Source organism: Halalkalibacillus sediminis (assembly GCF_002844535.1).
Taxonomy (GTDB): domain Bacteria; phylum Bacillota; class Bacilli; order Bacillales; family Alkalibacillaceae; genus Halalkalibacillus_A; species Halalkalibacillus_A sediminis.
This window is the reverse complement of sequence record NZ_PJNH01000001.1, coordinates 1,036,415-1,049,150: the sequence shown is the minus strand read 5'-3', so window position 1 is coordinate 1,049,150 and position 12,736 is coordinate 1,036,415. Positions and strand designations below refer to the sequence as shown.

Sequence of the window (12,736 nt, the reverse complement as noted above, 5' to 3'; positions counted from 1 at the left end):
AAAATAAAAGTATTTAAATACATCTGTATATTAATCGGTAAATTAAGAGCAAGCATTATAATAAAAAGGAACAAGATTGAAGAGGAGAATGAGTATAAAATGAACCTTATAAGCTTAATAAAATTTTCTCTACTAATCATAGCAAAAGTGCTGTTTACGTTGAGGCTCCCTAGAATTGAAAATACTGTGAAGAAAATACCAATTAATATAGAGCTTATCGTTAACAAGATACTACTATTGTCTATAAAAAAATTGTTAATTTGAATGATAAAAGTTCTCCAAAATTCTATGGATATTAAGTTAGTAAGGAATACACCTATAGATAAAAATATAGTGAAAATGTAATACAGTACAACAGTTGTACTAGGAAACCAGTCTTCAAAAAAGGTCATTTTATCCCTTCTTTTTATCTAAAAAATTTTTTGTGATGTGAGTTGTAATTTCATCTTTATTATAATCCCTTTTTATATCTTTGTGTTCTTTGTATTTATTACTTCCCATTTTATCACTTTCTATATATTTTTCTAATATCTTTTTAGCTATGAATTCTTTTCCGTTTTCCCCATCTTTAAGTTCTAACTCAGTTCTTAGCTGACCCTCGTGTTTTAGATCTGTCGTAACCAATTCTTTAGTATCCGGATCTACATACCTTACTTTTGCGCTTTCGAACATAGTACCACTTAATTTTGACTCGCTTAAAAAATATATTATTTTTTTAGTGTCCATTGGTTGAGAAGTCTTCCTTCCTGTACTAAAATTAACACTTCCAACATTTGATCCAACTTTTTTTTGGGTATTGAAAAAATTAGTGAAGAATTCCTTAAACAATTTGTCCTTGGGAAGATAATCTTCAATCTTCGAATCACCAGTTACATCTATTTTGAGATCAATTGACCGTATTTCATTTGATCTTAATATAGTACTCAGACCTTTTCCGTCTTCAATTTGGTATAAAAAAAACTGCCACCCTCCATTTTCCTCATTGTAGGGTAAAAATCTATTTATATATCTCTCTAAATGAACTGCTTTTGCTCCAAAATGTTTGTATGGTAATACTAACAATTGAGAATTTGGAAAGAATGCACAATGAGTAATTTCCAATACATCTTGTTTTATTTCATTCGCAATATCTTTGCCTTTAGTTCCAGTATATGGTTTATCATCACGATATTGACCTAAATAAACTAATCTATCGAAGTTACTGAATTTATGCGCAAAACCATCAGCTTTTAAGTCAGCTCTTTTCGTAGGTATATAATCACCAAAGAGTGTGAATTCACCATATTTTGGTAAATTTCTTAATCTTTTTGTTTCATCGATCCTCATAAAAGATTTAAAAAAGTCACTAATTTTGTAGTTTGTAAGCTCACCATTATAAGTAAAATAATAATTATAGAAATTCAAAGTAGTAGTCAATTATATACCCCTTTACATTTTAAATTATTCTCTCAGTTCTTGATTAATAAATATTGAGAACTTTTTATCATCGAATCCCCGAATTAACTGTTTGATTAATCAGCAAAACTCAACAAATTTTGCCACAATGGTAAAAATAAAAGGCACATTCCCTAGTGTGCCTTTATATCCTAAGGTAAACTCTCACAAGCTAATCCATCCTTATCGTTGCCGTCTAGCCCGTGTGGATCGCTCTCAGGCCCACCAGCTGCTTCGTAGAAGGCTTGGGCTTCTGCATGTGTATCAAAGTCTCCACAATTACGATCTGGACCATTTGGATCATAAGGACCATCATAACCAGAAGAAGCAGTATCAGATGTATCACTTTTTTCTTTTTCTTTTGTTTCTTGTTTATCCTCTTTATTGTTTTTCGTAGTTGACTCTTCGTAATTGAAACCGTCTGATTGAACATACCCCTTAATACTCCAAATGTTTTTACCAGCATTCATTGCTCTTGTTTGTGCTTTTGTAAATGAATCCATATGAGTATAAGGTGGGTCATAAACGTAAGCTAAACGTGCAAATCCTTCTTCAAGAAGCATTTTATTAAAGTTTTTTCCATCTACCCACAGGTAAGCTAGTAATCTCCCATAGTGATCTCGTTTAGGTCCATCATATTCGACTTTAACTTCTTTACCAGATAATACATTTGTTGCAAATTTACTTGCTTCTGGACCGAATGGCTGAACTGGCTTAGAAGGATGCTTCGTTTCAGGTGTATCTACTAGCAGAAGTCTTACGCTCTCAACAGTGCCATTAAGGTTAATTTCAATGGTGTCACCATCCACAATTCGAGTAACAGTAGCAGTATCTAAGTTGGAATTGTTTCCATCATCTTTAGATTTATTTTTCTCTTTTGTTGAAGAGTTAGCTTTATTATCGTTTGAGGATGAAGAGTCCTCTGACTTAGACGAATCTTCTTTGGAAGAATCCTCTTTTTCTTTATCGTTACTAGAGTTGTTAGATGGCTCATTACTATCACTAGAATTATTTTCATCATCTTGTTTATCTTCTTTTTCTTTATCATCATCACTTGAATTACGATTACTATCTTCAGATTGCTTAGCAGAATTGTTATCGTCTTGAGATTCCTGTTCCTCTGATTGTTCTTCTGTATTGTCTTTCGATTCATCTTCCTCAATATCACTTGTTTCATTCTCTAAATTGGTCTCGGGGTCCGATTCATTATTTGCTTGAGCATTTGGGTCTTCAGTAGGGGCAGGTACCGCTATGAAAAATGCTACGAAGAATACGATTGTTAGAATTGATGCGATTTTCCGATTTGGAATAGGTATGACCTTAAATAGATTTAGGTGGCCTCTAAATAATGCGAACAAAGATCCAATGAATAAAACAAAAAATATAAATGCAATAATATCCATCTGTTTTCCTCCTGTCTGTTATTTCAACAATTTTTCTTTTTCCTTATTAAATTCTTCTTCAGAAAGTATTCCTTTTTCTTTTAAATCACCCAATTTTTCTAGTTGGTTATATTTATCATTGCTTTGAGAAGTGGTTTGGGGGTTACTTGGAACCGTATTTCCTAATTTAGACCTGAGGATGTTTATCATTTTGTCTGTTTCTTTTCCAGCCATTAAATTTTCGAAAGTATGATTTCGCCCCTTGTATTTAATAACAACTTCGATTTTTGAATTTTTCTTAGTTTGAAATTTGAAATTTGAAACTTTGTCATATGTAAAACATTCTACATTTTGGGCCTCTCCAGCCCCATGAATAAAATATAGATGATCTTCAAGTGCAATTAGAATACCAGTTGATTTCTTGTTTTTGTATTTACAATCTACAACATACAATGGGTTCTCATCATTAAGTACATATTGCTCTCCATATTTAAATGAAGCTTTGTGAGTACTATATGTGAGCTTTTCAGAGAAGCTCGGTTTGCCACCAAACCATATTAGGTATGAAGCATTTTTCTCTTTGTTTTTAATAGACTTTCTCTCTTTTCTTTGCTGTTCTTTCTTATCAGTTTCTTCTTTGGCCTTTTGCCATCCTTCTTTGGCCTTACTGAACATCTTATTTAATCTGGACATTTTCAACCTCCTGGTAAAAGTAGTTACAAATAAAGACACACTATTCCTAGTGTGCCTCAATCATGATGTGTATTTATTCGCTATCTGTATCTTGATTTCTCTTTTTAGCTTTTTCTGTTATGAACTGAAAGTATTCTTCAAGCTGCCTTAATTCCTCTGGACCCATCTGTTTCCATTTCTCTATGTCGAAGAAACCTGAGTCTTCAATGCCGTACTTTTCGAGAAGGCGGTTGTGTTCGGCCATGGCCTCGAAGTCTGACTCTTTTTCTTTATCAACTTTCCCGAGAAGATAATCTATGGATACATCAAATAAAATAGCAAGTTTCTCGAGGGTATTGAAATCAGGTTCTCTAGCTCCACTTTCGTATTTAGCGATAGTTGAATAGGAAACACCTAATTTATTAGCTAATTGCTCTCTAGAAAATTTTTCTCTCTCTCTCAGCTTTCTTAATCTATTGCTAAATTTATTCATGTTCAAGCCTCCATATAGACTTATATTATACTATTTGTCCAACTAATAAAATATTTTTGGACAAAACGGGTAATTAAGTGTTGACTTTGGACGAAATGTCCATTATAGTAGACATTAACAGGACAAAATGTCCAAGAAATTGGAGGTGTAAAAATGCGAATGAACCTACGAAACATTCGAATGAAGCAAGGGTATAAGGAAGTGGACAAACTTGCGGCAAATATTGGTATATCAGCATCTTACTATTACAAAATAGAACAAGGAAAAAGAACTCCAAGCATTGATTTAGCTAAAAAGATTGCTGATGCCTTGGATCATACAGTAGACGAACTTTTTTTTGACCAAAATCTGGACGTTTCGTCCAAGGGACAGGAAGAACAGGAGGTGTCTTCAATTTTAGAAATTATCTGAAGGAGGTGAGAACATGCAAGGTCAAATGACAGCAAAACAGACAGCTGAATATCTTGGGGTTCATCTAGATACCATCTATCGCATGGTGCGACGTAAAGAGATACCACATTATAAAATTCGAACTCGTATTTTCTTTTCACAATCGACGATCGATGAATGGATTAAAGATCAGCAACAACAAAATCAATCGGTAAGTTCATTCTAGCACTCAATATTTACTATTACGGTACGTAGAGAGGAGAACATTATGAAAGAAGGTACAAGCAGAGCCGGAAAAGCATTAAGAGCTTACCGACTCAAAAAAGGAAAAACACAGCAACAATTATCTTTCGACCTTTTTTCATCCAGAGAATTAATCACCAAGATGGAGCGAGGAGAAAGAAAAATAGGCCCAGAAGTTACAGAAAGAATTGAGGATCCATTTGTAGCGCTCGAACGAGCGGGAGAATATGCGAAAGCATTCGGCGCAATGAAACTAGATGGGTTAGCAGTTGATTTAAATCGGACAACTACTTATCTAAAAACGAAAGAAGAGCTGCAGGAAGCATTAGATCAGCTAAGTAAAACGGATGTAACAAGGGCTCCCAAGTTTGTTGAACCACACGAAATTCAAAACATCGATAAAGCATTGCAAGAATGTATTGACGTCGTAACAGCAGTTCATAATTTTGTCGCGGTTGTTTGTGACGAGTATAACCTACCAGTCACTGAGGTTTGGAATCGCCATACCAATAAGTTAGTTGCTAGAAAATACGTACTCAGCTAGAGGAGGAAAATGAAAAATGACTCACGGGGAGTTTGTAACGTTAAATAAAGCATTGGAAGTGTATGTAGATCGATTTAAGAGAGCCCTTAAAAGCAATCAACCTATGAGGGCTATGGATTTAATTTGTTCGGACATGCGAGAGGCATTTGATTTAAAGGATCCTAGTAATCGAGAACTATCGAAATTGCACCAAGCCATTCAATTAGAAATGTCGATTCTGGAGGTAGCATAAATGAATTTCAGTCACTTTAGAATATGCGACTTACCACAAGCGAAAATGGAAGTTCAGTGTTCAAGGTTGTTAGTTATTAGAATTGATCGGTTGATTGACCAAGGGGATTATGAGACAGCATTAGAACGTCAGAAGGATTTGAACCGATCATTAGAAGCATTAAAGAAAATGAGAGAAGAAAAGACAGAGGAAGATCGAATATACGAGATGACTAGAAAAGCGATGATGAGTGAAGTTCCATTTCATCACATGGTTTTTATCACAAAAAAATAACCACTCATCGGCAAATGAGTGGAACGAAAAGAAATTATTTTGATACTTCTATTTAACCATGGTTTATCGGTAAAAACAAGAGGAGGTAGATCTCATGGGGTTAGAAAATCCATTGGTAACTAATATGGATCGAGTCAACATGCCTAATTCTGAAAAAGAGTGTGAGTCTTGTCATGAAACGCTTTATTCAGGATATGAAGATGTAAAACTACATGAAGGCGAATACTTTTGTGATGAAGAGTGCCTGAAAAACCACTTGCTCGAAAATGCTACTTATGAGGAGGTCACGCTATGAGCGCAGAAGTACTGACTGTAACAGAACAATTATCACGTGAGGAATGGTTAAAAGCGAGACAAAAAGGAATAGGCGGTTCGGATGCGGCAGCTGTTGCTGGACTCAATCGTTGGAAGTCTCCTTTCCAAGTATTTATGGAGAAAGTGGACAAAGCCCCACAGGAAGAAATACGCAATCAGGAAGCCATGTACTGGGGAAACGTGATGGAAGACGTAGTAGCTAAAGAGTTCACAGAACGGACAGGAATGAAAGTTCGAAAACGCAACGCCATTTTGAAGCATCCTGAATATGGTTGGATGCTGGCGAACGTAGACCGACTGATTGTCGGCAAAAAAGAAGGACTTGAGTGTAAGACGGCTAACGAATATGCCAAACAAGACTGGGAAGGGGAAGAGATTCCGACTGCCTATTTGCTACAGTGTCAGCATTACATGGCGGTTACAGGTTATGAAGTTTGGTGGATAGCTGTTTTAGTAGGCGGAAACAAATTTATCTACAAACGTATTGAAAGAGATCAGGAATTAATTAATAACTTAATAGAAATTGAAATGGAATTCTGGGAGCAGCATGTGTTAAAAGATGAACCTCCTGAAATTGATGGAACAGAAGCATCAGAATCGTTTTTATCCTCCATGTATCCAGAGTCGGAACCTGGACATGAAGTCGAGTTACCCGATGCCATGGATTCTTATTTTGATGCTATTGAGGTTATTAAAACTGAAATGAAAGATTTAGAGACTCGTAAGAAAGAGTACGAAAATAAGGTGAAGCAAATGATTGGTGAAGCTGAGAAAGCCTATAGTTCACGACATATCGTTTCATGGAAATCTATTCAAACCAATCGCTTTGATTCCAAATCATTTAAAAAAGATCATCCAGACTTGTTTAAAAAATATGCTAAACCTTCAAGTTATCGAAGGTTCACTATTAAGGAGGCTAACTAATGGCAACGAATGAAGCTGTAAAGAACGAATTAAGTCAGAAGAAAAACGGGGAACCGCAAGAAACGAATAAACCAAAAACGATTGAAGATTACCTTAAGAAAATGGCCCCAGCTATGGAGCAAGCGCTCCCGAAACACATGGATATTGATCGGCTCATGCGATTAGCCACCACCACGATTCGAACCAACCCCGATTTAAAAAAAGCGGATGTTGGTAGTTTGTTAGGGGCGGTCATGCAAGCAGCCCAGCTAGGCTTAGAACCAGGATTGATCGGACACTGTTACCTTCTCCCATTCAAGAATAATAAAAAAGGTATCACCGAGGTTCAATTCATTATCGGATATAAAGGAATGATCGACTTAGCCAGGCGCTCGGGACAAATTCAAAACATCTATGCCCATTCAGTTTATGAAAATGATGAATTTGATTACGAGTTAGGGCTAGAGCCCAAGCTCGATCATAAACCCATAATGGATAGCAATAAGGGAGGTTTCATTGGCGCTTATGCGGTCGCTCATTTCAAAGATGGTGGATATCAATTTGAATTCATGCCCAAGGCCGAAATAGAGAAACGAAAAAAGCGCTCAAAAGCCGCTGGTTCCAAATACAGCCCTTGGTCTACTGATTATGAAGAGATGGCTAAGAAAACGGTTATCCGGCATATGTGGAAGTACCTGCCGATTAGCGTGGAGCTTCAGCAACATGGAGCACAAGATGAAACTGTTCGTAAAGATATCACAGATGAAGCGAAAAGCGTTTATGACGATGAGTATATCGAAATGGTCTATCAAGAGTCGATAGAAGAGAAAGAGCCTACAGAGGGCGAAAATGAACGTCCAGAAGAGGAGAAAGCAACTAAAAATGCTTAGAGAGATTGTCATTCCTCATGATTACGTGTGGATGGCCAAGCAGTCGAAGAATCCTGGTCAATTGTATAAAAGGTATGTTGCGGCGTATGTGCGCCGTAACTGCCCAGGATGGAGTCTAAAGAGAATAAATAAAAAGATAGCTGTCATTGAAAAAATAGATCAGTAGGAGGGTTATGGTTTGGACGGTTGGATTAAACTGCATCGAAAAATACTGGATAATGATCTCTGGAATGACCCGACAACGTTTAGGTTATTAACCCTTCTTTTACTAAAAGCAGCACACAAGGACGGTATGAAAGTCCGTAATATGGAATTGAAACGTGGACAATACATTAGATCTTATTCCAAATTACAAGAGGATTTGGAATATCGCGAGGGTCGTGGATACAAGAAGGTAGCGAAAAGTACAATTAAGCGTTCCGTTTCGAAACTCATTCAAAACAACATAGTTGAGATACGTGAAACAGAACTTGGAACACTATTTACTATCTTGAATTATCAGAAGTATCAAGGGTTTGAAGGCGATTCCAAAAAAGAACATGGAACAGAACGTGACACCAACTTGGAACGAAGTCCGAACGAACCTGGAACGAAGCTGGAACCAGAAGAAGAATTAAAGAAAGAGAAGAATGAAAAGAATATATCTACTACTACAGACGCGACCAAATTTTATCAAGAAAATTTCGGAGGCGTCTCACCGAGAATTGCTGAACTCATGCTGAGCTGGATTGACGACATGGGGGATGATCTTGTAATTGAAGCCATGGACCGAGCAGTTAAGCGAAATAAAAAATCATGGGGATATGCTGAGAAGATTTTAAAAGATTGGTTTAGCAAAGGCATTAAAACCATGGAACAGGCCAAAGCGGAAGAAGTAGAGTTTGAGAATCAACAAGCAAACTATCAATCTTTCAGAAAGCCTAAACAACCCAAAGCAGTATTACCTAAGTGGTACCAAGAGCAACAACAGAAAAAACAACAACCAGAACGGCCCCAAACTCCGCCAAAAGTTTCTGACGAAGAAATGAAGGACCTTGAGCATTTTTTCAAAGGGAGAGCTAAGGAAAGCAACGGACCAAGAAGCAATTATAACTGAAGTTGAAAGGGTGAATTGTTTGGAAACGCTAGAAAGCCAGAGGAACGTGATTGAATTTGAGATATTCGGTGAGCCAGTCGCTCAAGGGAGACCGAGAGCAACGACCATTAACGGTCATACGAGAGTTTATGATCCTGTTAAATCGCGAGACTATAAGCACTATATCAAGTTATCAGCAACACAACACCGGCCCAAGGAACTGCTAAACGGGCCGTTAGCTGTCGAGATTGATATCTATCGACCAATTCCTAAGAGCATGCCGAAGTACAAGCGGGCATGGATTCAAAACGGAGATCTAAGACCTGTTACAAAACCTGATGTAGACAATTATGTCAAAGGAATCAAAGATGGTCTATCAAACGTTATCTGGGAAGATGATCGGCAGATAGTCGATTTACAGGTTCGCAAATGGTATTCAGATATTCCTCGGGTAAAAGTGAAAGTTGAAAGCCTCGAATTGAACGAGCAACAACAGCTATTAAAAAATTAAGGAGTGACACAAATGACATATACGAACTTTAAAGCGCTTGTTAAAAAAGTGAACTTAAAACCCAAGGGTATTCAAGAAGTTGTCCTGGAGGTTTCTGATGCAGAAACAAGAGGGCAACTCGAAAATTTAGCAAACATGATTGATACCCAGGCTTACATTGATATCGAATCAACGATTGTACGGTATAACGTGACAGTGGACGCCCAATCTCATAAGCCACTTAAAGAGTATAAAGTTGACAAGAGAGGCATTGTTCAAGAAGTTAAGGATCCAGAGCAATTAGAATTACCTGGCATTCCAAAAGAAGAGCGGAAGACGGAGGAGAAAGAACTAGAAGTCGATAAAGAAGCATTAGAACAATTTGTCTTAAATGACATGGCCCCAGATTTAGACGACTTTCCAGAAAACATTACTAGAATTGTGAAACGAAAATTAGAAGGAGAATCCTATTCAAAAATAGCCAGCGATTTAAACATGAATTCAGGAAAAATAGCAAAAGTGATTGATGAATACTTTAAACAAATAGCTCCTTTAGCTGAGAAATGGTGGGAATGGAAGCAGGAACAAAAACCAGGTGAAGGCAAAAACGATAACAACGATCAGGGAAATGATGATAATGAATCAGACGAGGGTGCTGCCTAATGCACCCTCTGACTAAAAGACAGGAAGAAGTCCTTGAATATATTAAGCAGCAAACCTTGAGAAATGGTTATGCGCCAACTGTAAGGGAAATTGCTGAGGGAGTGAAGCTTAATTCTGGATCAACGGCACATGCGCATGTTCAACAACTAGTGAGTAAAGGTTACGTGAAAAAAATTAAAGGTAGCCCAAGGGCACTGCAAGTTGTGAAAGTGGGTGAGTAGATGGCTATGTTGTCTAGGCAAGTGAAGGTTATCAAAAAGAACATGATCGATGAGTTAGAAAATGATTTCGGTTATAACAGAAAGCAACTGGAGAAAGCAACATACTCACAGGTAAAAAATCAGTTATCAATTGAACGAATTAAAAATGTGAAAGAAAGCCCATATTTTTAATAACAAGGTGGAAAGAAAAAAGCTAGAATTCCTAGCTTAATCTACTAAAACGTTATCTAATTTTTGAATAAGGTCATCAAAATAAGGCTTTTCAATAAAATCCTTAGCACCCAAGTCCAAACATCGCTGGATGACATGTTTTTGGGCTAAAGAAGAACACATGATGACTTTAGCACTTGGAAAAAGCCTTTTCATAAGCGACAAGGTTTGAAAGCCATCTAAGCCATCCATTATGACGTCCAAAATTACTATATCTGGTTGGTGCTCATTATATAAAGGTAAAGCCTCTCTACCAGTTGAGGTTTCAGCAATGACGTGATAACGACCGGTTTGTGCTAAGATGTGTTTTAACCACTGTCGAATAAACCATGAATCATCAACTAATAAAACATTATAAATAGAAATCACCTTCCATCAGGAAAGGGACAAGTGATTGCAACCCGGCTACCATAGAAATTCCTTAGGCCCGTGGCTTTGCGTCTCTTACTTTCGTAAGGTTTGCCCTTTTATTTTAAAAAAAGCCAAGAGCAAGTGCCCTCAGCTAAGTATCGGGAAACTTATTATATCATAGGGGGCCTGCTCATTGCGAGGACATGAAATACCAGTAGATATGAAAAAACGACAAATTTCGGTAAATTTTGAAGGAGATTCCCCGTTTTGTATCGTATACTGTAATGGGAAAGCGAAAATCACACCTTTGCCCGATCATGGAGAGACGAGAGTAATAACACATCAAGGCAAGGTGAAACGAGTGAAGTACGATGAGGGGGAGGAGTTTTGATTTTTCTAAATTTAGCTCAAACTGAAGTAAACTCAAATCCAGCTAATAGTGCGTCATGGATAGATTGGAATGCTTTAAGTATTTCAATTCCAATAATTGTAGTATTGATCACGATTTTTTTTAGTTTAAGAAAGGAAAAGAGAGACAGAGATTATGAATATAGGGCAATTGTAGACCTCTTTCAAACCAGTAATATAATTAATTTTAAAGAAAGAACACATGAAGTCATAAATTTGTTCAATAATAAAGAAATTTTTTTAAAAGTTGATAAAATTTCAGAAGCAGTTGTAGTTGAAAATATTACAAATAATCCGGTGTTGAATTTAGAAGTATTTCACAAATTTTGGAAGAATGGGGCAAGAACTGAATATAAATATAGACGTAAAATCTTAAAGGGAAAAGAAATAGTTTTGGTTCCGACTAGAAATGAAACGAATGCAGATGAAACTCGAGATGACGAAATAATGACAATTACTTATTCATCTTTATCAGGACAAAAATATAGGGCAACTATGAAAAAAAGTGAATCAACAATATTACGCGTGAAAGAAGATCTCATTTACAAGAAGTTAGTAGGGCATAAACATGACGCAAAGACTTCTATTAAAAAACTAAATTAGTACTGTGGTTGAAAATTTGAAGAGAAAACGTAGTTTATAAAGTTCGATGAGGGGGAGGAGTTTTGAGCAAACAAATTAGGGCATTTATGTTTTTTTGCCTATTGTGTCTTATATTGTCGATAATATTTCCTGTATTAACAAAATTTCTTTCTGAAAAAGCATCATTGAAATATGGATTTAATGAAGTTAATAATTATGCTGAATACTTTTCCTCAGTAAGTAATTGGATATCAGGGGTGACTGTACCTATATTTACGCTTGGAAGCGTAATCTTATTATTTTTAACTTATCAAACTCAAAAAGAAGAATTACAAAACACTAACGATGCGCTAAAAAAACAACAATTTGACACGACATTTTTTAATATGATTGAGTTACACAATAGTATAGTTGAGAATATTAGAATAGGTGACAATACTTCCAGACAAGCATTAAGTAAAATGTGGAGAGCATTTGAAGGTAAAACTAATTCTGAAGTTTCAAAAGTTTATCGTAGCCAAGCAGGGGAGATAAATGGTACAAAATATGATTTTCCAGAATATAAAATAAACTTTAATGACAAGGAAAAATTAATAGCTATATTTGATGAATTTTACATATTATACGAACCACTATTGGGCCACTATTTTAGGAATATGTATAGAATAATAAAATTTATCGAAGAAAGCGATTTAAAAGAAGTTGAAAAAAATAATTATAGAGGTATATTTAGAGCTCAATTATCTAGTGATGAAATCTATTTTCTATTTTATAATGTTAATTTCTCCTCTAAAGGGAAAGAGTTCGGAGATTTATTACAAGGTAAGAGTTTTTTTGAAGATCATATTGATGGCCTACTGGAAGGAGATAGAACTTGCTTGAAGCTTCATCGTGAAAGTTATAACAAATTATAGAATTAAATTACTTCCTCCCAGCCAACCAATGAGCGTTGTTATGTTGAAGTT

Annotated in this window: 22 protein-coding genes and 1 riboswitch; of the genes, 17 read left to right on the top strand and 5 right to left on the bottom strand. The window is 36.1% G+C overall.

Annotated elements, in window-relative coordinates; all coding sequences use genetic code 11:
• Positions 1-393: 393 nt before the first annotated feature.
• The 4 genes from CEY16_RS05595 to CEY16_RS05580 all read right to left on the bottom strand — a co-directional run bounded on the left by CEY16_RS05595 (position 394) and on the right by CEY16_RS05580 (position 3,981).
• A complete protein-coding gene (locus CEY16_RS05595) occupies positions 394-1,416 on the bottom strand; it encodes a hypothetical protein (protein ID WP_101330958.1) in 1,023 nt (340 codons plus the stop codon).
• A 170-nt stretch (positions 1,417-1,586) separates the two neighbouring features.
• The gene (locus CEY16_RS05590) at positions 1,587-2,837 is read right to left on the bottom strand and encodes a thermonuclease family protein (RefSeq protein WP_101330957.1); all 1,251 of its coding nucleotides are present in this window, start codon (positions 2,835-2,837) and stop codon (positions 1,587-1,589) included.
• Positions 2,838-2,855: 18 nt separating this feature from the next.
• Positions 2,856-3,509 carry an SHOCT domain-containing protein gene (locus CEY16_RS15315; RefSeq protein ID WP_202908599.1) on the bottom strand — a complete coding sequence of 218 codons (654 nt, stop codon included), beginning with the start codon at positions 3,507-3,509 and terminating at the stop codon, positions 2,856-2,858.
• A 73-nt stretch (positions 3,510-3,582) separates the two neighbouring features.
• Entirely contained in the window at positions 3,583-3,981 is a 399-nt protein-coding gene (locus CEY16_RS05580; protein ID WP_101330956.1) for a helix-turn-helix domain-containing protein, read from the bottom strand.
• Positions 3,982-4,134: 153 nt separating this feature from the next.
• On the opposite strand from CEY16_RS05580, the gene CEY16_RS05575 reads away from it, so the two are divergent.
• The 14 genes from CEY16_RS05575 to CEY16_RS15170 all read left to right on the top strand — a co-directional run bounded on the left by CEY16_RS05575 (position 4,135) and on the right by CEY16_RS15170 (position 10,391).
• Positions 4,135-4,392, top strand: coding sequence for a helix-turn-helix domain-containing protein (locus tag CEY16_RS05575; RefSeq protein ID WP_101330955.1), 258 nt, complete (start codon positions 4,135-4,137; stop codon positions 4,390-4,392).
• A 13-nt stretch (positions 4,393-4,405) separates the two neighbouring features.
• Complete coding sequence (locus CEY16_RS05570; RefSeq protein WP_101330954.1) at positions 4,406-4,597, top strand: helix-turn-helix domain-containing protein; 192 nt, start codon at positions 4,406-4,408, stop codon at positions 4,595-4,597.
• Between the two features lie 42 nt (positions 4,598-4,639).
• Positions 4,640-5,158, top strand: a complete 519-nt coding sequence (locus CEY16_RS05565; protein WP_101330953.1) for a helix-turn-helix domain-containing protein — start codon at positions 4,640-4,642, stop codon at positions 5,156-5,158.
• Between the two features lie 16 nt (positions 5,159-5,174).
• Positions 5,175-5,390 carry a hypothetical protein gene (locus tag CEY16_RS05560; RefSeq protein ID WP_101330952.1) on the top strand — a complete coding sequence of 72 codons (216 nt, stop codon included), beginning with the start codon at positions 5,175-5,177 and terminating at the stop codon, positions 5,388-5,390.
• The gene (locus tag CEY16_RS05555; protein WP_101330951.1) at positions 5,391-5,663 is read left to right on the top strand and encodes a hypothetical protein; all 273 of its coding nucleotides are present in this window, start codon (positions 5,391-5,393) and stop codon (positions 5,661-5,663) included. It abuts the gene before it with no gap.
• A gap of 94 nt (positions 5,664-5,757) precedes the next feature.
• Entirely contained in the window at positions 5,758-5,958 is a 201-nt protein-coding gene (locus CEY16_RS05550; protein WP_101330950.1) for a hypothetical protein, read from the top strand.
• Positions 5,955-6,902: a YqaJ viral recombinase family nuclease gene (locus CEY16_RS05545; protein ID WP_101330949.1), complete on the top strand. Its 948-nt coding sequence runs from the start codon at positions 5,955-5,957 to the stop codon at positions 6,900-6,902. Before CEY16_RS05550 ends, CEY16_RS05545 begins: the two co-directional genes overlap by 4 nt.
• Positions 6,902-7,771 carry a recombination protein RecT gene (recT, locus tag CEY16_RS05540; RefSeq protein WP_101330948.1) on the top strand — a complete coding sequence of 290 codons (870 nt, stop codon included), beginning with the start codon at positions 6,902-6,904 and terminating at the stop codon, positions 7,769-7,771. Before CEY16_RS05545 ends, recT begins: the two co-directional genes overlap by 1 nt.
• The gene (locus CEY16_RS15025) at positions 7,764-7,937 is read left to right on the top strand and encodes a hypothetical protein (RefSeq protein ID WP_162297867.1); all 174 of its coding nucleotides are present in this window, start codon (positions 7,764-7,766) and stop codon (positions 7,935-7,937) included. Before recT ends, CEY16_RS15025 begins: the two co-directional genes overlap by 8 nt.
• 12 nt (positions 7,938-7,949) lie before the next feature.
• On the top strand, positions 7,950-8,867 hold the full coding sequence (locus tag CEY16_RS05535; protein ID WP_238378760.1) for a DnaD domain-containing protein: 918 nt from the start codon (positions 7,950-7,952) through the stop codon (positions 8,865-8,867).
• A gap of 46 nt (positions 8,868-8,913) precedes the next feature.
• Positions 8,914-9,357, top strand: a complete 444-nt coding sequence (locus CEY16_RS05530; protein ID WP_101331155.1) for a RusA family crossover junction endodeoxyribonuclease — start codon at positions 8,914-8,916, stop codon at positions 9,355-9,357.
• Positions 9,358-9,369: 12 nt separating this feature from the next.
• Complete coding sequence (locus CEY16_RS05525) at positions 9,370-9,999, top strand: hypothetical protein (RefSeq protein ID WP_101330947.1); 630 nt, start codon at positions 9,370-9,372, stop codon at positions 9,997-9,999.
• Complete coding sequence (locus CEY16_RS05520; protein ID WP_101330946.1) at positions 9,999-10,220, top strand: LexA family protein; 222 nt, start codon at positions 9,999-10,001, stop codon at positions 10,218-10,220. Before CEY16_RS05525 ends, CEY16_RS05520 begins: the two co-directional genes overlap by 1 nt.
• Positions 10,221-10,391, top strand: coding sequence for a hypothetical protein (locus CEY16_RS15170; protein WP_162297866.1), 171 nt, complete (start codon positions 10,221-10,223; stop codon positions 10,389-10,391).
• 36 nt (positions 10,392-10,427) lie between these two features.
• On the opposite strand, the gene CEY16_RS05515 is transcribed toward CEY16_RS15170, so the two are convergent.
• Positions 10,428-10,799 (bottom strand): response regulator transcription factor, encoded by a 372-nt coding sequence (locus CEY16_RS05515; protein WP_238378759.1) that lies wholly within the window; start codon positions 10,797-10,799, stop codon positions 10,428-10,430.
• 23 nt (positions 10,800-10,822) lie between these two features.
• Positions 10,823-10,904: riboswitch (cyclic di-GMP riboswitch) on the bottom strand.
• Between the two features lie 97 nt (positions 10,905-11,001).
• Here CEY16_RS05515 and CEY16_RS05510 point away from each other — a divergent pair.
• The 3 genes from CEY16_RS05510 (at position 11,002) to CEY16_RS05500 (ending at position 12,685) form a co-directional block, all read left to right on the top strand.
• Positions 11,002-11,172: an XtrA/YqaO family protein gene (locus tag CEY16_RS05510; RefSeq protein WP_162297874.1), complete on the top strand. Its 171-nt coding sequence runs from the start codon at positions 11,002-11,004 to the stop codon at positions 11,170-11,172.
• Complete coding sequence (locus CEY16_RS05505) at positions 11,169-11,792, top strand: hypothetical protein (protein ID WP_101330944.1); 624 nt, start codon at positions 11,169-11,171, stop codon at positions 11,790-11,792. Before CEY16_RS05510 ends, CEY16_RS05505 begins: the two co-directional genes overlap by 4 nt.
• A gap of 62 nt (positions 11,793-11,854) precedes the next feature.
• Entirely contained in the window at positions 11,855-12,685 is an 831-nt protein-coding gene (locus CEY16_RS05500) for a putative phage abortive infection protein (RefSeq protein ID WP_101330943.1), read from the top strand.
• Positions 12,686-12,736: the final 51 nt, after the last annotated feature.

Coding starts and splice junctions, on each gene's coding strand:
- CEY16_RS05570 (WP_101330954.1), top strand. CDS start 4,406: ATGCAAGGTCAAATGACAGCAAAACAGACAGCTGAATATCTTGGGGTT.
- CEY16_RS05550 (WP_101330950.1), top strand. CDS start 5,758: ATGGGGTTAGAAAATCCATTGGTAACTAATATGGATCGAGTCAACATG.
- CEY16_RS15025 (WP_162297867.1), top strand. CDS start 7,764: ATGCTTAGAGAGATTGTCATTCCTCATGATTACGTGTGGATGGCCAAG.
- CEY16_RS05580 (WP_101330956.1), bottom strand. CDS start 3,981: ATGAATAAATTTAGCAATAGATTAAGAAAGCTGAGAGAGAGAGAAAAA.
- CEY16_RS05560 (WP_101330952.1), top strand. CDS start 5,175: ATGACTCACGGGGAGTTTGTAACGTTAAATAAAGCATTGGAAGTGTAT.
- recT (WP_101330948.1), top strand. CDS start 6,902: ATGGCAACGAATGAAGCTGTAAAGAACGAATTAAGTCAGAAGAAAAAC.
- CEY16_RS15170 (WP_162297866.1), top strand. CDS start 10,221: ATGGCTATGTTGTCTAGGCAAGTGAAGGTTATCAAAAAGAACATGATC.
- CEY16_RS05565 (WP_101330953.1), top strand. CDS start 4,640: ATGAAAGAAGGTACAAGCAGAGCCGGAAAAGCATTAAGAGCTTACCGA.
- CEY16_RS05555 (WP_101330951.1), top strand. CDS start 5,391: ATGAATTTCAGTCACTTTAGAATATGCGACTTACCACAAGCGAAAATG.
- CEY16_RS05520 (WP_101330946.1), top strand. CDS start 9,999: ATGCACCCTCTGACTAAAAGACAGGAAGAAGTCCTTGAATATATTAAG.
- CEY16_RS05510 (WP_162297874.1), top strand. CDS start 11,002: ATGAAAAAACGACAAATTTCGGTAAATTTTGAAGGAGATTCCCCGTTT.
- CEY16_RS05525 (WP_101330947.1), top strand. CDS start 9,370: ATGACATATACGAACTTTAAAGCGCTTGTTAAAAAAGTGAACTTAAAA.
- CEY16_RS15315 (WP_202908599.1), bottom strand. CDS start 3,509: ATGTCCAGATTAAATAAGATGTTCAGTAAGGCCAAAGAAGGATGGCAA.
- CEY16_RS05545 (WP_101330949.1), top strand. CDS start 5,955: ATGAGCGCAGAAGTACTGACTGTAACAGAACAATTATCACGTGAGGAA.
- CEY16_RS05590 (WP_101330957.1), bottom strand. CDS start 2,837: ATGGATATTATTGCATTTATATTTTTTGTTTTATTCATTGGATCTTTG.
- CEY16_RS05575 (WP_101330955.1), top strand. CDS start 4,135: ATGCGAATGAACCTACGAAACATTCGAATGAAGCAAGGGTATAAGGAA.